The sequence below is a fragment of the Corynebacterium sp. MSK074 genome, assembly GCF_030229735.1.
GTDB lineage: Bacteria > Actinomycetota > Actinomycetes > Mycobacteriales > Mycobacteriaceae > Corynebacterium.
In genome coordinates this window covers 90,202-109,509 of the sequence record NZ_JASPIX010000003.1, presented here as the reverse complement: position 1 = coordinate 109,509, position 19,308 = coordinate 90,202, and the positions used below count along the sequence as shown (strand labels likewise).

Below are 19,308 nucleotides of genomic sequence, written 5' to 3'. Positions count from 1 at the left end.
CCTAGAGTCGGCGTCGGAATAGTTTTTGAGCAGCAAGGGCTCGTGGCTAGGCGTGCCCTTGGACGCCCTGTCGAAGGAAGGTCTTGAAGGTGGGTGAAGGACAACGACGGCCGCGCATGTTTCGCGCGGGAGTTGTTGCGGCTAGCCTCTTAACGGGCTTGGCGGCACAACCATTGGTAGTGCCATCTTTCGGTACAGGAGAAACCGCGGTAGCAGCTGCTCAAACGTTGAACGGTCGGGCCAGCGACGTGCACGTCGATCTCACTGAGTCAGTGGGGGCCGAGTGGTTTGGGAAAATTGGAGATAGAAAACTGGTGCTCTCGCGCATCAACGGCGTGGGCACTAAGGATCTTCCGGCCCTTGATGTTCCCCGGCTGCTCAAAGACAGCCCAGAGGACTTCGTCCGCATAGATGAGGCTTTGACTGCCGATGGCAAAGCCACCTTCCGCGGTGTTAAGCCTGGGATCTATTTGATTGACATCGCAGACAACCCAGGTTCCCAAGATCCGAGCGTGTCTTATGCTCCCTTTGTCATAGCTATTACTGGTGATGGTGAAGAACATCGGGTGGAGTTGAAAGCACAAGTCCTCAACGTCAGTATTGTTCCGCGGACGTCGTGCTTAGTTCCTAGTGAGCATTATGCGGTCGCCCCTGGCGGTGTGGTGAAATACGAGATTTCTGCTGCTACCCCGAATACGAGCACGGATGGGTCGATTGGCCATTATCGGCTCACCACAGAGTTATCGGACATGCATGAAGCACAGGATGGTGGCACGGACTCGGTTCAGTCAGAGTCAGCTACCTACGTTGAAGTCGAGTCCGTACGTCTTGTTGGTGCAGGGGAAGTTCTCGAGCTAGATGCGAAGAGCTACACCGTGGAAAAGAAAAAAGGCAGCGTCACTATTGAACTTAAAAAGGAAGCTCTAGATAAGCTGGCGCAGCTTCGTGAATTAGACCCCAATACCGCAGTTAAGGTCACGCTTCGTTCACGGGCTAGGCAAGATGCTACGGGAGAGCTGCGTGCAACAACTACATTAGCCACGGATGGCATGGATGCACAGCGCAGTGAGGTGGAGGCGTCGGCAAGCACCAACGTTCCTATCTATAAATTTGAATCGTGTTTTCCGCCCTCTGAGTCAAGAACCACCACTTCAAAACCCACTCCGGCGGTAACGCAGCATACGGAGCCGGAGCCTTCCGCCTCGGCACCTTCCACATCGCGACCCTCCGCTGAACCTGAGGAGCCAGGCTCCTCTCAGCCGCGCCCGGATAGGCCAAGTGATATTCCAGGTTTTCCCACGCCCCCAGATGAAGATGGGCACACAGGGCCGTTGACGCCCCAAGAAGGCGATCCCGAAACTAGCGATGAACCTCGAGAACACGGCGGTATTGTAGGCAGCCTCGCTTCCACGGGTGCTTCCGTTATTGGCGTGACAGTTTTAGCGGTGCTGTTGATCCTCGTAGGTATCATTTTGTTGATCCGGCGCCGAGATGACGAGGAAGATTCAGCCACAGCAGCCGAAAAGGACGAGGGTTAATTGTGACAACAAGCGCGAAAGATAGGCCGGCCTCGACGCAAAAGAAGCGCAAGAAGGGCAATGCAGTGTCTATCATCGCGCTGCTTCTGGGGGCTTTGCTGTTGCTGTACCCAGTGGTATCAACACTGGCAAACCATAATAAGCTGATGCGACAAACAGAAGCCTATAGTGGAAAGGTCGCTGATTTAAGCCAAGACGAAAAGGAGCGGCAGCTACAACGGGCCCACGAATACAATGACCGCCTTTTGGCAGAGGGTCCACACGCGCGGCCACCGGTGAACACGGATCCCGGGATGGAAGACTATATGTCGCAGTTGAATGTGGATGGGCCCCAGGGAATGATTGCCCGCATTCGTATTCCGTCGATTGATGTGGATTTGCCGGTGTTCCATACCACCGCGCCAAAGGTGTTGTATCAGGGGGCTGGTCACATGTTTGGGTCAACCTTGCCGGTGGGTGGGGATGGTACCAATGCGGTGCTGTCGGCGCATACCGGCATGGTCAATGCATCTATGTTTGACCGTTTGCCTACCCTTAAAGAAGGCGACGATATCTTCATCGACGTAATGGGGGAGCGTTTGCGGTACAAAATGACCAGCCGGGAAGTAGTTAAACCCGATGATTATGAAGCCGTTACCTATGAACCAGGGCACGATAAAATTACGCTCATTACGTGTACCCCATATGGGCTTAATACCGATAGGTTATTGGTTCATGCGGAGCGCTATCCGTTGGATCCCGGGAATCCGGAGCCATCGCCCGCTGGGTTCGGTTGGTCATGGTGGATGATTGCCGTCGTCCTCATCGTTTTGCTTACTGTGTTGCTCATTTTGTGGAAAAACCGACGCCGACGAAAGAAGCGAAAAGAGCGGGAAGAACAAGAAGCCGCACAGGAGCACCAGTCTGCGGTTGGAGATGCTGAAGGTGGATCGGGGGCTGGGCGCTAAACCTCGCTGGCCGTTGGTTTAGTTTGAATTCAGAAGGTAACTGATAGACTTCAGATCCCACGATAATTCGAGGAGAAGGCGAACATGGCACGTTTTATTGACCGCGTCGTCCTGCACCTGCAAGCAGGCGACGGTGGACACGGCTGTGTGTCTGTCCACCGCGAGAAGTTTAAGCCTTTGGGCGGACCTGATGGCGGCAATGGCGGCCACGGCGGTGACATCATCCTCGAGGTCTCTGAACAAATCCATACTCTTATGGATTTCCACTACCGCCCGCATATTAAGGCGCAACGCGGCGGCAACGGTGCCGGCGATATGCGCAATGGTGCTCGCGGTGAAGACCTGATTTTGGAGGTCCCGGCGGGCACGGTGGTCCGCACTGAAAAGGGCGAAACCCTTGCGGACCTTACCGTTCCGGGAACGCGGTTCGTGGCCGCAGAAGGCGGCTTTGGCGGTTTGGGTAATGCCGCATTGGCCTCAAAGAACCGCAAGGCACCGGGGTTTGCTCTACAAGGTGAGCCGGGCCAGGCCCATGATCTGATCCTCGAGCTGAAGTCCATGGCGGATGTAGGGCTGGTGGGGTTTCCATCGGCAGGTAAGTCCTCGCTCATTTCGGTGTTGTCGGCCGCGAAGCCAAAGATCGGTGATTATCCCTTTACCACGCTGCAGCCGAACCTGGGCGTGGTGGATATGGGAGATAGCTCCTTTACTATCGCGGACGTGCCGGGGCTTATCCCGGGCGCGGCCGATGGCAAGGGGCTCGGCCTAGACTTTTTGCGCCATATTGAACGCACGGCGGTGCTTGCCCATGTGGTGGATACCGCCACTATTGAGCCCGGCCGTGATCCGGTCTCTGATATTGAGGCGATGGAAAATGAGTTGGCAAAGTACCAGGAGGCTTTGCAGGAAGATACTGGTTTGGGGGATCTGCGTGAGCGCCCCCGCGTCATCATCTTGAATAAGGCAGATGTGCCTGAGGCCGAAGAGCTGGCGGAATTTGTCAAGGATGATCTGGAAGAGAAGTTTGGCTGGCCTGTCTTTATTATTTCGGCAGTAGCTCGCAAGGGTCTGGACCCGCTGAAGTTCCGGCTCATGGATATGGTGACCGAGCACCGCAAGGCCCAGCCGTTGCCGAAAAAGGATAAGAACCACACCGTTATCCATCCCAAGGCGCAGGGGCATAAGAAACATACCGGCGCGTTTGCTGATTTCACCGTGAAGCCTGATCCTGAGGTCGAGGGTGGCTTCATTGTTGAGGGCAAGAAGATTGATCGCTGGATTACCCAGACTGACTTTGAAAATGATGAGGCAGTGGGCTTCTTGGCTGACCGCTTGGCCAAGGCTGGTGTGGAAGATGAGCTGCGCGAGCAGGGCGCAGTGGAGGGCTGCCCGGTAACCATCGGTGGCATCACCTTCGAGTGGGAGCCGATGACTGGTGGCGATCCAACGATGGCAAGCCGTGGCGAGGACGCCCGCCTGAAGGGCACCGGCCGCGTTTCCGCCGCCGAACGCAAGCGCGCCTCGCAGGCGCGCCGTGGTCTTGTCGATGAATACGATTACGGCACCGATGAAGAGGTCACTCGCGAGGGCGCTAACCGCGATAGGTGGCAGGGCTAGTTTCCAGAACCCCCTATTCTTGGGGTGTGCTGGAGGATGGGCTTTGTAAACTCGGTTGGTATGTCTTCTGATCAACAGAAAGAACCCATCCTTCCGCTTCCGGTAGAGCCATTTGACGGTCCTACCGCTGATACCCCTTTCCCGGAACCGCTCGATGAAAATCCGGTGGCGTCCGGTTTTGAATCGGATCTCCGCCGCGACATCGCGCAGGCAAAGCGCGTAGTGGTCAAGATTGGTTCCTCTTCCCTCACGGATGAAAATTTCCGCGTTTCCCAAGAAAAGATCGATCACATCGTCGATGCTGTCCATGCGCGCATGGGCCGCTCCGATGTCATCATCGTCTCCTCCGGTGCGGTTGCCGCCGGTATGGGCCCGCTCGGCCTGCACCAGCGTCCCACCGATTTGGCTACCAAGCAGGCCTCTGCGTCCGTAGGCCAGGTGCACTTGGCCTCTGTGTGGGGCCAGTCCTTTGCGCGCTATAAGCGCACCATCGGCCAGGTCCTGCTGACCGCCTCCGATACCGGCCACCGCGACCGTGCCCGCAATGCGCAGCGCACCATTGATCGCCTGCGCCAGCTGCGCACCATCCCGATCGTGAACGAGAACGATGCGGTGGCGACGTCCGAGATGCACTTTGGTGATAACGACCGCCTTTCGGCGCTGGTGGCCAACCTGGTGGGCGCGGACGCGCTCTTCCTTTTCTCCGACGTGGATGGCCTCTACGATAAGAATCCGGCCGAGCCGGATGCCAAGTTCATCGATGAGGTGCGCACCGGCAAGGACTTGAAGGGCGTTGTTGCTGGCGATGGCGGCAAGGTCGGCACCGGCGGAATGGCCACCAAGGTCTCCGCGGCACGCCTGGCTACCCGCGGTGGCATTCCAGTGCTGCTGACCTCTACGGACAATATTGGGCCCGCGCTTGCCGACGCCTCCGTGGGCACCGTCTTCCACACCCGCGAGGAACGCCAGCTGTCTGCCTGGAAGTTCTGGGCGCTCTACTGCGCCGATACCGGTGGAGCCGTCCGCCTCGATGAAGGCGCCAAGGAGGCCGTCACCAAGGGCGGCACCTCGCTGCTCGCCGTTGGTATTACCGATGTGCAAGGCGAGTTCAACAAGGGAGAAATCATCGACATCCTGGGCCCGAATGGTGAGGTCATCGGCCGCGGTGAAGTGCGCTTCGATTCCGAGGAGCTGCACGCCATTAAGGGCAAGAAGATGGAAGAGCTTCCTGAGGAGCAGCGCCGTTCCGTCGTCCATGCGGATTACCTCTCCAACTTCGCTTCCCGCATCTAAACCCGAGTCCGAGATTCCCCGTATGGTTGGGGCATGAAGTATTTCATGGGACCGGAAACCTGGCAGCCGATGGTAGAAGACATCGAGGCTGCCGGGCACCAACGCGTAAGCAGCATCGAGGACGCCGAGGTCTATATCAATAATGCGCCCAACCCGCGCCGCATCCCGGAGATGCCGGAGAATATCGGTTGGGTGCAGCACTGTTTTACCGGCGTCAATCAGCTCATTGATGCAGGCATCATTACCTCAGACGGCGTGCCATGGTGCAACTCCGCCGGCGCCTTTGCCCAGCCAGTGGCCGAGTCCGCACTCGGGTTGGCCCTTTCCCAGGCGCACCACCACAAGGCCTTCGCCCAAGCTGCTACGTGGTCGGTGGCCAAGGAGCTGGATGAATCCCAGGCCTGGCTCTATAACCAGCAAGGGCCGAAGAGGGTAGCGATCTTTGGCGCTGGGGGCATCGGCAAGCAGCTCATTAAGCTCCTGCAGCCCTTTGGCGTGCACATTACCGCGATCAATCGCTCCGGCCGCGCGGTGGAAGGCGCCGATGAGGTCGTGCCCATGGACCAAGCCCAGCACGTTTGGGGCGAGGCGGATTTCATCTTCTGCATCCTCCCGGCCACCAAGGACACCGAGGGGCTTATCGATGCCGCCACTTTCCGCGCCATGAAGCCCTCCGCCATCTTCATCAACGTCGGCCGCGGCAGCACCGTAGTAACCGATGACCTCGTGGAAGCCTTGCGCAGCGGCGACATCGCCGGCGCCGGCTTAGAGGTTATGGATCCCGAGCCGCTGCCCGATGGCCATCCCCTTTATGATCTGCCTAATTGCACCATGACGCCCCACATGGCCGCCTCTGCGCACGTAGCTCAATATCACCTAGGCGCCATCTTCAACGCCAATGCTGCGGCGTGGAAGAGGGGAGAGGCCATGCCCACCCGCGTCGATGTGGAGGCCGGATACTAATGAAGTACGCGATGCTGCCCACCCCGTGGGAGGAAACCCTGCAGGCCCTCGATGCCGCCGGGCACGAACGCGCCCCACTGGAGGAGGCCGAGGCCCTCATCTTCAACGGTGGCCCGGATGATTTCCCGCAGCCGCTGCCGCCAAGCGTAGGCCTAGTCCAAGTCCCGTTTGCTGGTGTGGACCACCTGCTCGACGTCATGCGAAATACCTCCGCCCGCTGGTCGAACGCGGCAGGGCTATATGATGCCACCGTGGCCGAGTCCACCATTGCGCTCCTGCTCGCCCAATTGCATGCGCACAAGCGCGTGGGAACGAGCTGGGATAACCGCGATGAGGTCGAGGCCCACACCAGCTTCCTTTTTGAGGATAAGACGGTGGCGGTGGTGGGTGCCGGGGGCATCGGAAAGCGGCTCATCCGCATGCTAGAAGGCTTCGGCCCACGCATTATTGCGGTCAATCGCTCCGGTAACCCGGTTGAAGGCGCCGATGAAACCTATGCCACCTCCGATATCGAGCGCGTGTGGCCGACCGCCGATTATTTCGTGGCGCTCGCTCCGCTCACGGAACAAACCCGCCAGCTTTTCGGTGCCTCTGCTTTCCGCGCCATGCCGAACCACGCCGTGGTCATTAACGTTGGGCGCGGCCCGTTGGTGGATACCGATGCGCTGGTCGAGGCCCTGCGCGCCGGCCAGATCGCCGGCGCCGGCCTGGACGTCACCGACCCCGAGCCGCTGCCCGATGGGCACCCGCTGTGGGACATGCCCAACGTGGTCATTACCCCGCACCTTGCCAATCCGCCGTATTCGGTGCGCCGCCGCATCGGCGCGCATGCAGCAAAGGTCATGGAGCGCTTTGCCGCTGGTGAGGCAATCCCCACGGAAGTAGATACTGAAGCCGGCTACTGATGGATAGGCCCCGGTAACCGCGCTGACGATGGCCAGCTTAACCCCACCGCGGCTGAGGTCGCTGAAAAGCGCGTGGCCTTTCGTTAGGCTGGTATGGCATGAGCAACACTGAACGCGAAGAAGTTCTGTCCAAAGCCCGTGCTGCCAAGGATGTTGCGCCCGTCGTGGCGCAGCTATCCACGCCGCGCAAGAACGAAATCTTGCAGCGCGCAGCCGAAAACCTCATTGCCCACACCGAGGATATCCTCGCCGCTAATAAGCAAGATATCGAAGCTGGCCGCGAGCGCGGCATGTCCGAGTCCCTCATTGACCGCCTATCCCTCGACGCCGCCCGCGTGGAGGGCATCGCTGGCGGCCTGCGCCAGGTTGCCGGCCTCCAGGACCCGGTAGGGGAGATCCTGCAGGGCCGCACCATGGACAACGGCATCCAGATGAAGCAGGTGCGCGTCCCGCTCGGCGTGATGGGCATGGTCTATGAGGCCCGCCCGAACGTCACCGTGGACGCCTTTGGTTTGGCCATCAAGTCCGGCAACGTGCCGCTGCTGCGCGGTTCCAAGTCTGCCCGCAACTCCAATGCCAAGCTGGTAGAAATCCTGCAGGATACCCTCGCCGAGTTCGATCTACCGCGTGAGGCCGTGCAGCTCCTGCCGTGCGAGACCCACGATTCCGTCCAGGACCTCATCACCGCTCGTGGCCTGGTGGACCTGGTCATTCCGCGTGGTGGCGCCAAGCTTATTGAAGCCGTGGTCACCGGCGCCACCGTCCCGGCCATTGAGACCGGCACCGGCAACTGTCACTTCTACGTGGATGTCTCTGCGGACCTGGACAAGGCTATCGACATGGTCATCAACGGCAAGACCCGCCGCACCTCCGTATGCAACTCCACGGAGTGCGTGCTTATCGACGCCGCCTTGGACGACTCCGCCAAGCTGCGCATCATCACCGCGCTGCAGGAGGCGGGCGTGACCATCCACGGCGATGTCGCTGAGCTCGAGGCCTTCGGCGTCAAGGATGCCGTGCAGGCCACCGAGGAGGACTGGCGCGAGGAGTCGCTGTCCATGGATATCTGCGCCAAGGTGGTCGACGGCGTCGACGGTGCCATTGCCCACATCGCCGAATTCACCACTGGCCACACCGAGGCCATCGCCGCGCAAGACGCCGACGTCCTAATGAAGTTCGGCAACGAGGTGGATGCCGCTGCGGTCATGCTCAACGCCTCTACCGCCTTCACTGACGGCGAGGTCTACGGCATGGGTGCGGAAATCGGCATTTCCACCCAGAAGCTGCATGCCCGCGGCCCGATGGCACTTCCGGAGCTGACCTCTACCAAGTGGATCCTGCAGGGTACCGGTCAGACCCGCCCCTAGTAGTGCGACTATAATCATCACCCATGACTAGCCCACAGCGCATCGGCATCATGGGTGGCACTTTTGATCCCATCCACAACGGCCACTTGGTAGCGGCCAGCGAGGCTGCACACCGGTTTGCCCTCGATACCGTCGTCTTTGTTCCCACCGGCCAGCCGTGGCAAAAGTCCCACCGCGACGTCACGGCGGCCGAGCACCGCTACTTGATGACGATGGTGGCCACGGCCTCTAATCCGCGCTTTACCGTATCGCGCGTAGACATTGACCGCGAGGGGCCCACCTATACCATCGATACGCTGCGCGACCTGCGCGAACTCTTCCCGGAGGCGGAGTTTTATTTCATTACCGGTGCCGATTCGCTGGCATCCATCATGAGCTGGCATAACTGGGAAGAGATGCTGGAGATGGCGCACTTTGTGGGCGTTACCCGCCCCGGCTATGAGCTAAGCGCAGATATGCTGCCCGCCGATGCGCAGGAGGATATCGATCTTATCGACATTCCCGCGATGGCTATCTCTTCTACCGCTTGCCGCGAACGCGCCGCTCAAGGCCAGCCCGTGTGGTACCTAGTTCCGGATGGGGTGGTGCAGTACATCACCAAGAACAATCTCTACGGGCCTAACCCAGATAAGCCCCTGTAGAAACTTCCGCAGCCTTCCCCAGATTTTGGGCACGGGCCTGCTAAACGTGCAAGAATAGACTCTCAATAGAGATAGTTCATACCGAATATATTCAGACGCGAAAAGGGAATTTTTACACATTGTCTACTTCTGATCTCGCCCGCCGCATGGCAGAAACCGCGGCCCACGCCGCGCAAGAAAAACTGGCCACCAATATCGCGGCCATTGATGTCTCCGATGTCCTCGCCATTACCGAGGTCTTCGTACTCGCTTCTGCAGACAACGAGCGCCAAGTGGCCTCCATCGTGGATGAAGTCGAAGACGAAATGACTAAGCAAGGCTTCGAGCCGCAGCGCCGCGAAGGCAACCGCGAGAACCGTTGGGTGCTGCTGGACTATGGCAATATCGTCGTCCACGTTCAGCGCAATGACCAGCGCGAGTTCTACGGCCTAGACCGCCTGTACCACGATTGCCCGGCACTGGAGATCGAGGGCATCGAGGCCCCAGAGCGTCCGGGCGAATGGACCAATGGCGTTAACCCGCGTGAAGTTGATTCCATCGACGAGCTCCCCTTGGCCGATAAGGTCCCTGGTGAGGACGAGGAGCTTTAAACCCGCATGAGCCGCCGCCTGATCCTGATCCGCCACGGACAAACTACCTATAACGCCACCGGCCGCATGCAGGGCCACTTGGATACCGAGCTGTCCGAGCTGGGCTATGAGCAGGCCCGCGCCGCCGCGCGCCTGCTGCAGGATCAGTGCGTGTCTAAAATCGTCGCCTCCGATCTCCTCCGCGCGCGCGAAACTGCGCGCGTGGTCGCCGAGGCCCTCGGCATGGATTTCACCACGGATGCCCGCCTGCGCGAGACGCACCTAGGCCAGTGGCAGGGCAGAACTTCCGCCGAGGTAGATACCGAGTTCCCCGGCGCGCGCGCCATCTGGCGCCACGACCCCACTTGGGCCCCGCCGCAGGGCGAATCCCGCGTGGACGTGGCCGAGCGTGCCCGGCCTGTCGTCGATGAGCTCATGGCAGACTTCGCTGGCTGGGACCAAGGCCCCGTCCTCATCGTGGCCCATGGCGGCGCTATCTCGGCGCTGACCTGCCACCTGCTGGGCCTTGACCATGCGCAGTACGGGATCCTTTCCGGATTGAAAAATACCCACTGGTCGCAACTGACCGCCCGCCCGGACTTTAACCCGGACACGCCGCTGTCTTCGCTGGAGTTCACTCCAGATAATGTGGGCAGCGCCCAGTGGTATTTCGACGGCTGGAATATGGGCGGCGAGGTCACCGGGGACGGCGGGGCGGATATCTAGTGACGGTTCGCGTCATTACGGATTCCTCCGCGGGCCTGCCGCCGGAGCTGGCGGAGCAGCTATCCATCACGGTCGTTGACCTCCACCTCATGGAAAGCCACGGCAAAGATGGCCTGGAGCGTTCCACCTCGGGCTTGAGCGCGCTGGAGCTGGCCGCCGCCTACGGCCGCGAAATGGAGCGCGCCCAAGATGAGGGAGTGGTGGCCATTCACCTGTCCAAAGAGCTATCTTCCACTTATTCCGCCGCGGTATCGGCCTCCGGCGTCTTTCCGCACACGGTGCGGGTGATTGACTCCGGTTCGGCCGGCATGGTCATGGGTGCGGCCGCGATGTCCGCGGCTAAGTTGGCCTCCCGTGGCGCCAGTTTGGACGAGTGCTACGCAGCGGCCATCGATACCCTCAAACGCGCGGCTACCTGGGTTTACCTGCATTCCACGGAGGATCTGCGCCGCTCTGGCCGCCTTTCCCCGGCCACGGCCGTGCTTTCTACGGCGCTTTTGGCCACCAAGCCGATTATGTCGATTACCCGCGGCAAGCTGGAGCTGGTGGGTAAGACCCGCACCCAGACCAAGGCTTTTACCAAGCTGGTGGACCTCATCGCCTCCCGCGCGGACGGTGAGCCGGCCTTCGTCGCCATTCAGCACAACCACGCCGAAGATGCGGCTGCCAAGCTGGAGGCGCTCCTTGAAGCGGCGCTGCCGCAAGGTTCGTCCTTTATCTGCACTCCGCTTAACGACGTCCTCGCTGTCCACGCCGGACCCTCCGCCATTGGCGTCTCCGCCGTGTTTAGCTCCGAGCCGCCCGCGGAACCTGTGCAGTCTCACACACGTGGTCGACCTCGCGCCTTCCCGCCGCGCCGATCTGTGGATAACTAGACCCATCGCGCCGGGTTAGTTGACGCCCACAACAAGTTATCCACAGCCCGCCTTCGCCTGGCATACCGCTTAATTGCGCTCGGGCTTAGGCTCAGCGCCATGGCGGCACCCAAGATCAGCGAACGACTCCGCGAATTTACCCAACCCACCGGCGAGGAAGAGCTCCTCGCCGTCGATTACCCGCGCCCGCGACTGCGCATCAGCTCCTGGCAAGCCTGCGCCATGGTTGTCCTCCTTGTCATCGGCGTGGTGGTCTGGCTCGGCATCAATGCACGCTCGGACGAATCCTCCGGCATGCCCGAGCCCGCGGCATTAAGCGATGCCCCTAGCGAGGAGCCCAGCGAAATCATCGTCTCGGTCATCGGCGAAGTTGCAGAGCCCGGGCTGAAAACACTCGAGCCCGGCGCGCGTGTGGCCGATGCCCTCGACGCCGCCCAGCCGCTACCAGGCGCCGAGACTATGGCTCTCAACCATGCGCAGCGGCTTTCCGACGGCCAACAGCTCCACATCCTGCCCTCCGGCGCCGCTCCACCTCCCGCACCCGGCGAACCTGCCCCAGCCAGCGACAACTCCAGCAGCCCCGGCGGCAGCGCTAGCGGCAGCGGCGTGAGTCTCAATAGCGCCACCGCCGAGGAGCTCACCGAACTCAAGGGGGTCGGCGAGGTAACCGCGCAAGCCATCGTGGCCTACCGCGAAGAGCACGGCGGTTTCAAGGACGTGGAAGAACTCCTCGAGGTCTCCGGCATCGGGCCGGCGAAGCTGGCGCAGCTTAAAGACCAGGTCCAGCTCTAACCCGTACTCGAGCGTGCGATGCGAGAACTGCGGCTCGTCCCCGGCGCGGCCACCGCCTGGCTGTCCGTCATCGCCGTGCTGCTCGCCGGCCGCGTCTGGGCTATCGCACTCATCGCAGTCGTTGTCGCGCTGTGCCTCATTGCCCGTCAGTGGGGCCAAGCGCTCTTCTGCGGGGCGGTCGCTGGGGGTGCGGCGTTCGTCGCCGCGGTGCGCCAGGCTCGTGCTGCCGCCTTCGACCTCGGCACCGAAGTCACCGGGCGCCTTGTCACTGCACCGACGCAGACGAGTACGGGTGGCTGGCTGCTCAAGCTCAAGGTTCCGGGATACCCCACCCAGCTGCCGGTCTTTAGCCCGGAACCAGTCCCGGCGGCTGCTGGCGCCGAACTTACGGTCGGGGTGAGGGTAGGGGAGTCGGATAGGCCGGGCGTCGGAAAGCTCAGCGCCAATGCCACCGAGGTGCAGGTGACCGCCGAGCCCGAAGGCCTGGACGGCTGGGCGGCCAGCGTGGCCGAGAATTTCCGCGCGCTGGTCCTTGATACCGTCGGGCCCTCCAGCCAAGGCCTGATTCCCGGCATGGTGCTCGGCGATACCGCGCTGCAAGATACCGCCGAACGCGACTTGTATATTGCCACCGGGCTCTCGCACTTGAGCGCTGTATCTGGCGCCAATGTGGCCATCGTCTGCTCCGCCGCGGCCGTGGTGTGCGCCGCCTTCGCGCTCGGGCCCCGCGCCCGCGTGGCCGCCTCCCTGTGCGCCCTTGCCACCTATGTTCTGCTTGTGGGCTTCGAGCCCTCCGTCCAACGCGCGGCCGTCGCCGGGGTAGTAGGCCTGCTTGCCGTGCTCAATTCCACGCGCATGGAGCCCATCCATGCGCTCAGCCTGGGCATCATCGCGCTGCTCTTTGTGGATTCCGACCTCGCCGTGCACTTTGGTTTTGCCCTATCGTGCGCCGCGACGCTCGGCATCGTGACGCTGAGCCCGCTCATCTATAAGCATTTGGCCGTGACCGGCTGGCCCGCCATCTTTCTGCGCGCGGTCGCCGTGGCCATCGCCGCCGATATCGTCACCCTCCCGCTGGTCGCGCTCATGTCCGGCGAGGTCTCCGTCGTTTCCGTGCTGGCCAATATCCTCGTCGAGCCTGCCACCGTGCCGATTACCATCGTGGGGCTCATCGCCACCATCTTTGCCCAGCTCGGCCCGCTGGACGTGCTGGGCGCCGGCTTGCTCCGCCTGATTGAGCCCTTCTCGTGGTGGATTAATACCATCGCCCACGGCGTGGCCGACCTGCCCGTGGTCACCATCCCCGCCACCCCGCTTTTTACGCTGCTTGCCTACGCCTGGATCATTGCCGGCCTCCTCTATCACCGCCCGTGGCTCACCCTGGTGCTGACGCTGGCGGGCATCGCCTGGCTCGGCCTGGCCGCAGGCTAGAATGGCGGGCATGCCTCCAGTACACCTCATCCTCGGCGACGATGAATTCCTCACCGAACGCGCCCGCCTGCACATCCAGCGCGCCGCGGCCGAGGAGAGCGGACCCACCGGTGCCCGCCCCGAGCTGACGAAGCTAAAAGCCTCCGAGGTCTCTGAGGGCGAAATCCTGGAGGCCACCAGCCCGTCGCTGTTTGGCGATAACCGCGTCATCGTCATCAGCGACTGCGAGCGCGCTGGCAAAGAAGTAGTCGATATCATCCTGCGCGCCTGCGCCAATCCCGCGCCGGGCATGACCATGGTCATCATCTACTCCGTGACGGCCAAGACGCTGAAGAAAAAGAAGAAACAGCCCGAGCTCGTGGCCAAGCTGCGCAAGATTGCGGAGGTCCACGAGGTCTTTTCGCTCTACCCCAATGAGCTGGGCCAATGGGCCACCCGCGAATTTTCCAGCCACGGCGTGCGCCCCACCCCGGACGTTATCCACGCCGTGCTCGAGGGAGTGGGCTCTGACCTGCGCGAGCTGGCCTCGGCCATCTCCCAGCTGGTCTCCGATACCGGCGGCAATGTCACCCGCGAGGCGGTGCAAAACTACTACGTCGGCGTGGCCGAGGTGGCCAACTGGGACATTGCCGACGCCGCCGTCGCCGGCCGCGTCGAAGCCGCCGTATCCACCTGCCGCCGCGCCCTCCAACTGGGCGCGAGCCCCGTAGCGATTGCAGCCGCGCTGGCCAATAAGGTCGGCGCCGTCGCCCGCCTCTACTCCGCGCGCGGGGACCAGTACTCGCTGGCGAGCCAAACCGGCCTAGCACCCTACGTGGTCAAAATGACCCAGCCGGTGGCCCGCCGCTGGTCCGCCGATAATGTCACCAAGGCTGTCATCCTCGTCTCAGAGCTCGATGCCGCCGTCAAAGGCCAAGGCGGTGAGCCCGAATTCGCCATAGAAGCGGCCGTCAAACGCGTCGCGGAACTGGCGCGATAAGCTAGAAACCATGTCTGAGACGCAAGTGCAAGAATTCGCCGGTCGGCTCTTTGACATGGCGCGCGAGGGCAACCTGGACCTCCTCGCCTATATCGACCACGGCGTGAATATCGACCTCGTCAACCACGAAGGCCAGTCCTTTATCATGCTCGCCGCCTATCATGGCCACGCCGAGCTAGTTGCCGCACTTGCCCGCGCCGGCGCGGACGTCAACCTGCTCAATGATCGCGGCCAGTCCCCACTGGCCGGTGCCATCTTTAAGAAGGAGGACGCGGTTATCGGCGCCCTCCTTTCCGCCCACGCCGACCCCACCGCCGGCCAGCCTTCCGCGCTGGATTCCGCCCGCCTGTTCGGCCGCGAGGACCTCATCCCGCGCCTCGAAAGCGAGGCGGGGGAGTGACCTGGACATCCTTTTTCACCCTCTTGTTGATGAACCTGGTGGGCGTCGCCTCGCCGGGACCGGACATCATTTTGGTGACCCGCTACGCCACCCGCTCGCGCCGCCATGCCATTGCGGCGGCCGCCGGCATTCAGATCGGCGTGCTCTTTTGGTGCGCCGCCACCGTTTTCGGCGCCGCCGCGCTGCTGACGGCCTTCCCGGAAATCCTCGGCGCGGTCCAAGCCGTCGGCGGCTGCTTCCTGGTATTTATGGGTTCGCGCGCGCTGCGCAGCGGCATCGCCCAGCGCGCCAACCCGCCCGTGGACTTAGAAGACGCCGCCGCCCAGCTCGGCCGCCTGCGCACCGCCTTCAAGGTGGGGCTAGCCACGAATATGTCCAACCCGAAAATCGTGCTCTTCCTCGCCGCGATGATCGCCCCGCTGCTTCCCGCCAGCCCACCCGCATGGTTGGCCATCGCGCTCACGCTCTCGTTATCGCTGTCGGCCTTCCTCTTCTTCCTCGTCGTCGCCACGGTGATTTCCACCAACGCGGTTCGCCGCAAGCTCATCGCCGCCGGCCCGTGGATCGACATCGGCTCTGGCCTCTTCTTCATCATCGCCGGCATCGTCCTTATCATCTCCGGCGGGCAGAACCTGCTGGCTTAAAACAGGCGCGGCGTGCCCTCGGCCACCGTGTCCAGCACCCACTGGGTCCAGCGGGCGACGGTGGAGGCACGCCGCCGGGACGTCGCCAAGCTCAGCCCCAGCCCCTCCATGGCCGCACAAATCTCCGCGGTGCTGGCCACCGCGCCGCGGGCCAAGCTGAGCTCTAGGACTTCGCGGAAAACCCGCCGCGCCGCCAGCGCCCGTATGAGCGCTGCATTCCGGGCGTCGCGCTGCGGCTGCTCGATAACCCGCCGCCCGTGCTCCGTCGGCTCCCACATGTCCTCCACCGGCTCCGCCAGGCCCAGGTAGCGCGCGGCGTTGGCATAATAATCCGCCTGCCGCGGATCGAAGTCATAGCGGTGGGTAATCTCCGCCTTGCTTAGCGGCTGCAGCGCCATGAGCTCGAGCAGGTTGACCACCCGCTCGAAGCTATTAGCCTGTGGGAAGGGCACGGCCGGCTCGGGTTCGGGCTCTACCGCCCGCACAATGTCGAGCGCCGCCTGGGGGTCCAGATGCGAGGCGGACAGCGCGTAGCGGGCGCTATCCACCAGCGCAATGCTGCGAAAATCCGCCGGGTCCCGAAACTCATAGCGGTACAGGTGGAAAATACCATTGGAATACACCAGGTAGACCGGCACGACATCCTTGGCCAGGCGCTGCTGGAAGCGCCGGTAGGGAAAATATAGCTGCCGGATATTGAAATCATCCGAAAGGTGATTCTTCGCCTCCACCAGCACCAGGTGCTCGAGCGATTCAAAGCCGCCGTCGATTTCCATCTGCGCGCGGTCCACTGCCACATCTACACCCAAGTCCGGCAGCCGCACCTTAAGCCCGCGCGTGGACATACGACCCGCCACCGTCGCCTGCAACGGCCCGCACCCCAGGAAATCCTCTAGCATCCCGCTTGCCGACGCCCCATTTAACGCCACCGCCTCCGAGCTCACCCCCTCCAACGAAAGAGTGTCCAGACCCGCCGGCAGCTCCAGCGTGCGTACCTCGCCGCGCTGCGTTTGTGGAAACTGCTCGTACAGGTTGAATCGCCCCACCAGATATTCGCTGCGGCTGACCGGTAAGATTCCCAGTTGGAGACGCTGAAAAATCCACGGCCGCGACGTAGAAAAATCATGCTTGGCCATCAGCCGCGGCTGCCGGCCCGAGAGCCGTTCTAGCTCCCGCGCGCCGATATAGAAATACCCGCGCCGCTCCAGCTCCGCGTCGTATCCCGCCGCCAGGATGCGCAGCCACCCCCAGTCATTGACGCCGAGCTTCACCGACTCCGGCACACCAAAGCGCGCCCGCAGCTCCGGCGCTTCCGGCCCGCTAGTCACCGCGGACCTCGTAATTGCGCACCAGGACCTCGTCGACTTTGCCGCGTTTCGAACCAACGGAGTTAATCGCCCGCGTTGCCCCCACGATTCCTACTTCATAGTCCGCATAAAGCTCGCGGATGAACTCGGTGGCCGAATTAGACAACAGGAACTTCACCCCGCGCCTATCCAAGTCATCGCAGACCTCTTTGAGGCGCTGTTGTTCCGCACGGTCAAAGCCGCCCTTTTGGTAGCCGGTAAACGAGCTTGTCACGTTCACCGGGTCATAAGGAGGGTCGAAGTACACGAAGTCCCCTTCGCGCGCCTCTACTACCGCCGCGGCGAAATCACCCTGCGAGAAGGCCACATCATTATCCGCAAAATAGCGGTGCACCGCGCGCAGCGTGTCTTCATCGCAGATGGTGGGATTCTTATAACGCCCAAACGGGGCATTAAATTGGCCGGCCGCGTTCACGCGATACAGGCCGTTATAGCAGGTGCGGTTGAGATAAAGCGTCCGCGCGGCGCGCTCAACGGGGGAGAGGGCGGCAAACTCGTGGGCATCCCGGTCCACTGCGCGAAGCGCATAGAAAAACTCTGCCTCATTGGGGTAGCCCGCGAGTTCCTCTATGAGCTCATCGACGCCGCCGCGCACCACCTCATAGAGGTTAATGAGCTCACTATTGAGATCGTTGACCCGTGCGCTGGCCGGTTCGAGAGAGAAAAGCACCGCGCCGCCACCGATGAAGGGTTCATAATAACGCCGCGGGTTCTCCGCCGGCAGGGCGGCGTGGATATGCGGCAAGAGCTGGCGCTTCCCGCCCGCCCATTTCACCAGTGGCTTAACGTTTTTCATCGTTGACTCATCTTAGCCGCCCTACCGGACACAAGCACCATCGGGCTTTCGAACGTGCGAGCGGATAAGTCGGGTGCGCGGCCGGGCGGGGCTTGGCGCCCTGGTTGTCCAACGTCACAGTTTTCCCGAAAAGTGCCATGACGGGCGCAAACGCGCAGCCGTGCCGGCGGGAGATCCTCATGGCGTGTATGGCGGTTTCCCTGACCGAATATAAGGTAATAAAATCGCCCCAAAACCCTTAGTTTGTAGACAAAATAGAATTTCCTCACATTTTCTTAGGGAGAAAGAAAAGTTACTGAAGCTTGAAGAGCGTCGGGACAGAAAGGGGCATTTATGCCGCGTATATCAAAAATCCGAGTCGCTGCGCTCAACCTCGTCATCGAGAACGGTTATGACGGGTTCACCATGGAGGAGCTCGCTCACGAAGTGGGCGTTTCCCGCCGTACGCTTTTTAATTACATAAAAGACAAAGAATCGGCAGTTTTAGGCCCCGAAATGTCGGAGGAAGTGGAGAACCAATTCCAAAATTTCGCCGCAGGATTGCCCACCGGAAGCCTGCGCGAAGATTCCAAAATCATGGCTATGACCGTATTCAATCGTGCCGTAGGCGATGAGTTCTTCCCCGAAATCTCCCAGCTCACGGCCCAGGCGTTGGCTAAGGATACGAAGCTGCGCGCTCTGTACTGCCAGCGCAATAGCCGCATCATTCAGCGCGTCCGCCAGGCGGTGCAGGCCCGCGAAGGTTGGAAGTCCTCCGACCCGCGTCTCACGCCGACCGTCAATATCATCCACACCCAGTTCCTGACCGCCTTCGAGACCTTCGTGGAAACCCGTGGCGGAACTTCGCTTGCCGACGCCTTCCGTAGCGCCGGCGCCATCTTCGAAGACTACTTCAACGACGACCTGGCCTAAGCGCCCCGCCTAAGTCTCACCGGCCCTGCCTGCCGGTTCCGCCGCCCAAAATGAGCTAAGAAAATCCCCCGGTCGCGCTCCGTAGAGCGCGACCGGGGGATGATCTGTGCAATGGCTCTTAGTCCATCTTGTTGAACGCGGAAGCCATGCCGGACTTCTTGTTGGCTGCGGTGTTGCGGTGGAAGACACCCTTGGACACGGACTTGTCCAGGGCACGGGATGCCACGCGCAGCTGCTTCTCAGCAGCAGCCTTGTCGCCAGCGGCAACGGTCTCGCGGAACTTGCGGATCTCGGTACGGACGGCGGAGCGAACGGACTTGTTGCGCTGACGTGCCTTCTCGTTGGTGATAACGCGCTTCTGCTTGGACTTGATATTTGCCATGAAAAATACCTCTTAGTAATCGAAAGTGATTGACGTAGAAACCGACCTACTCGGACTACTCCCGCGGCCAGCAATTACTGGCGCGCTCGGCGCTGGTATTCGAAGAGCGAACCCAAGGTCCTGCCCGCCCCGACCAGCGCGCCCGGCAAGTAAGTAACCAACAC

Annotated in this window: 20 protein-coding genes; 17 read left to right on the top strand and 3 right to left on the bottom strand. The window is 61.7% G+C overall.

Annotated elements, in window-relative coordinates; translation table 11 throughout:
* Positions 1-89 precede the first annotated feature (89 nt).
* The 16 genes from QP965_RS04365 (at position 90) to QP965_RS04290 (ending at position 15,687) form a co-directional block, all read left to right on the top strand.
* Complete coding sequence (locus tag QP965_RS04365; RefSeq protein WP_284844214.1) at positions 90-1,538, top strand: hypothetical protein; 1,449 nt, start codon at positions 90-92, stop codon at positions 1,536-1,538.
* Between the two features lie 2 nt (positions 1,539-1,540).
* Positions 1,541-2,485 carry a class C sortase gene (locus tag QP965_RS04360; RefSeq protein WP_284844215.1) on the top strand — a complete coding sequence of 315 codons (945 nt, stop codon included), beginning with the start codon at positions 1,541-1,543 and terminating at the stop codon, positions 2,483-2,485.
* An 84-nt stretch (positions 2,486-2,569) separates the two neighbouring features.
* Entirely contained in the window at positions 2,570-4,102 is a 1,533-nt protein-coding gene (gene obgE, locus QP965_RS04355; RefSeq protein ID WP_284768942.1) for a GTPase ObgE, read from the top strand.
* A 60-nt stretch (positions 4,103-4,162) separates the two neighbouring features.
* On the top strand, positions 4,163-5,395 hold the full coding sequence (gene proB / locus QP965_RS04350; protein WP_284768941.1) for a glutamate 5-kinase: 1,233 nt from the start codon (positions 4,163-4,165) through the stop codon (positions 5,393-5,395).
* Positions 5,396-5,428: 33 nt separating this feature from the next.
* Positions 5,429-6,358: a D-isomer specific 2-hydroxyacid dehydrogenase family protein gene (locus tag QP965_RS04345; RefSeq protein ID WP_284844216.1), complete on the top strand. Its 930-nt coding sequence runs from the start codon at positions 5,429-5,431 to the stop codon at positions 6,356-6,358.
* Positions 6,358-7,263 (top strand): D-isomer specific 2-hydroxyacid dehydrogenase family protein, encoded by a 906-nt coding sequence (locus QP965_RS04340; RefSeq protein WP_284844217.1) that lies wholly within the window; start codon positions 6,358-6,360, stop codon positions 7,261-7,263. Before QP965_RS04345 ends, QP965_RS04340 begins: the two co-directional genes overlap by 1 nt.
* Before the next feature lie 98 nt (positions 7,264-7,361).
* Complete coding sequence (locus QP965_RS04335; protein ID WP_284844218.1) at positions 7,362-8,630, top strand: glutamate-5-semialdehyde dehydrogenase; 1,269 nt, start codon at positions 7,362-7,364, stop codon at positions 8,628-8,630.
* Positions 8,631-8,653: 23 nt separating this feature from the next.
* Positions 8,654-9,271 carry a nicotinate-nucleotide adenylyltransferase gene (gene nadD / locus QP965_RS04330; protein WP_269953599.1) on the top strand — a complete coding sequence of 206 codons (618 nt, stop codon included), beginning with the start codon at positions 8,654-8,656 and terminating at the stop codon, positions 9,269-9,271.
* Between the two features lie 146 nt (positions 9,272-9,417).
* Positions 9,418-9,861, top strand: a complete 444-nt coding sequence (gene rsfS / locus QP965_RS04325; RefSeq protein WP_198493287.1) for a ribosome silencing factor — start codon at positions 9,418-9,420, stop codon at positions 9,859-9,861.
* A gap of 6 nt (positions 9,862-9,867) precedes the next feature.
* On the top strand, positions 9,868-10,566 hold the full coding sequence (locus QP965_RS04320; protein ID WP_284844219.1) for a histidine phosphatase family protein: 699 nt from the start codon (positions 9,868-9,870) through the stop codon (positions 10,564-10,566).
* Positions 10,566-11,441, top strand: a complete 876-nt coding sequence (locus tag QP965_RS04315) for a DegV family protein (RefSeq protein WP_284844220.1) — start codon at positions 10,566-10,568, stop codon at positions 11,439-11,441. Before QP965_RS04320 ends, QP965_RS04315 begins: the two co-directional genes overlap by 1 nt.
* A gap of 99 nt (positions 11,442-11,540) precedes the next feature.
* Complete coding sequence (locus QP965_RS04310) at positions 11,541-12,233, top strand: ComEA family DNA-binding protein (protein ID WP_284844221.1); 693 nt, start codon at positions 11,541-11,543, stop codon at positions 12,231-12,233.
* Between the two features lie 18 nt (positions 12,234-12,251).
* Positions 12,252-13,664: a ComEC/Rec2 family competence protein gene (locus QP965_RS04305; protein ID WP_284844222.1), complete on the top strand. Its 1,413-nt coding sequence runs from the start codon at positions 12,252-12,254 to the stop codon at positions 13,662-13,664.
* Position 13,665: 1 nt separating this feature from the next.
* Positions 13,666-14,643 (top strand): DNA polymerase III subunit delta, encoded by a 978-nt coding sequence (gene holA, locus QP965_RS04300; RefSeq protein WP_239273947.1) that lies wholly within the window; start codon positions 13,666-13,668, stop codon positions 14,641-14,643.
* Between the two features lie 10 nt (positions 14,644-14,653).
* Positions 14,654-15,043 carry an ankyrin repeat domain-containing protein gene (locus QP965_RS04295; RefSeq protein ID WP_284844223.1) on the top strand — a complete coding sequence of 130 codons (390 nt, stop codon included), beginning with the start codon at positions 14,654-14,656 and terminating at the stop codon, positions 15,041-15,043.
* Positions 15,040-15,687, top strand: coding sequence for a LysE family translocator (locus QP965_RS04290; protein WP_239273945.1), 648 nt, complete (start codon positions 15,040-15,042; stop codon positions 15,685-15,687). The genes QP965_RS04295 and QP965_RS04290 overlap by 4 nt, the downstream gene beginning before the upstream one ends.
* On the opposite strand, the gene QP965_RS04285 is transcribed toward QP965_RS04290, so the two are convergent.
* Positions 15,684-17,015 (bottom strand): type II restriction enzyme, encoded by a 1,332-nt coding sequence (locus QP965_RS04285; RefSeq protein WP_239278302.1) that lies wholly within the window; start codon positions 17,013-17,015, stop codon positions 15,684-15,686. The two genes, QP965_RS04290 and QP965_RS04285, sit on opposite strands and share 4 nt — an antisense overlap.
* Positions 17,008-17,850, bottom strand: coding sequence for a DNA adenine methylase (locus QP965_RS04280; RefSeq protein ID WP_239278301.1), 843 nt, complete (start codon positions 17,848-17,850; stop codon positions 17,008-17,010). Before QP965_RS04280 ends, QP965_RS04285 begins: the two co-directional genes overlap by 8 nt.
* Before the next feature lie 333 nt (positions 17,851-18,183).
* On the opposite strand from QP965_RS04280, the gene QP965_RS04275 reads away from it, so the two are divergent.
* A complete protein-coding gene (locus tag QP965_RS04275; RefSeq protein WP_225746569.1) occupies positions 18,184-18,762 on the top strand; it encodes a TetR/AcrR family transcriptional regulator in 579 nt (192 codons plus the stop codon).
* Positions 18,763-18,880: 118 nt separating this feature from the next.
* Here the strand turns inward: QP965_RS04275 and rpsT are convergent, their stop codons facing one another.
* Positions 18,881-19,144, bottom strand: a complete 264-nt coding sequence (gene rpsT / locus QP965_RS04270) for a 30S ribosomal protein S20 (RefSeq protein ID WP_005324114.1) — start codon at positions 19,142-19,144, stop codon at positions 18,881-18,883.
* Positions 19,145-19,308: the final 164 nt, after the last annotated feature.

What these genes read in the sequence shown, in the direction of transcription:
- obgE (WP_284768942.1), top strand. Translation starts at nt 2,570, where the DNA reads ATGGCACGTTTTATTGACCGCGTCGTCCTGCACCTGCAAGCAGGCGAC.
- proB (WP_284768941.1), top strand. Translation starts at nt 4,163, where the DNA reads ATGTCTTCTGATCAACAGAAAGAACCCATCCTTCCGCTTCCGGTAGAG.
- QP965_RS04345 (WP_284844216.1), top strand. Translation starts at nt 5,429, where the DNA reads ATGAAGTATTTCATGGGACCGGAAACCTGGCAGCCGATGGTAGAAGAC.
- QP965_RS04340 (WP_284844217.1), top strand. Translation starts at nt 6,358, where the DNA reads ATGAAGTACGCGATGCTGCCCACCCCGTGGGAGGAAACCCTGCAGGCC.
- QP965_RS04335 (WP_284844218.1), top strand. Translation starts at nt 7,362, where the DNA reads ATGAGCAACACTGAACGCGAAGAAGTTCTGTCCAAAGCCCGTGCTGCC.
- nadD (WP_269953599.1), top strand. Translation starts at nt 8,654, where the DNA reads ATGACTAGCCCACAGCGCATCGGCATCATGGGTGGCACTTTTGATCCC.
- rsfS (WP_198493287.1), top strand. Translation starts at nt 9,418, where the DNA reads ATGGCAGAAACCGCGGCCCACGCCGCGCAAGAAAAACTGGCCACCAAT.
- QP965_RS04320 (WP_284844219.1), top strand. Translation starts at nt 9,868, where the DNA reads ATGAGCCGCCGCCTGATCCTGATCCGCCACGGACAAACTACCTATAAC.
- QP965_RS04310 (WP_284844221.1), top strand. Translation starts at nt 11,541, where the DNA reads ATGGCGGCACCCAAGATCAGCGAACGACTCCGCGAATTTACCCAACCC.
- QP965_RS04305 (WP_284844222.1), top strand. Translation starts at nt 12,252, where the DNA reads ATGCGAGAACTGCGGCTCGTCCCCGGCGCGGCCACCGCCTGGCTGTCC.
- holA (WP_239273947.1), top strand. Translation starts at nt 13,666, where the DNA reads ATGGCGGGCATGCCTCCAGTACACCTCATCCTCGGCGACGATGAATTC.
- QP965_RS04295 (WP_284844223.1), top strand. Translation starts at nt 14,654, where the DNA reads ATGTCTGAGACGCAAGTGCAAGAATTCGCCGGTCGGCTCTTTGACATG.
- QP965_RS04280 (WP_239278301.1), bottom strand. Translation starts at nt 17,850, where the DNA reads ATGAAAAACGTTAAGCCACTGGTGAAATGGGCGGGCGGGAAGCGCCAG.
- QP965_RS04275 (WP_225746569.1), top strand. Translation starts at nt 18,184, where the DNA reads ATGCCGCGTATATCAAAAATCCGAGTCGCTGCGCTCAACCTCGTCATC.
- rpsT (WP_005324114.1), bottom strand. Translation starts at nt 19,144, where the DNA reads ATGGCAAATATCAAGTCCAAGCAGAAGCGCGTTATCACCAACGAGAAG.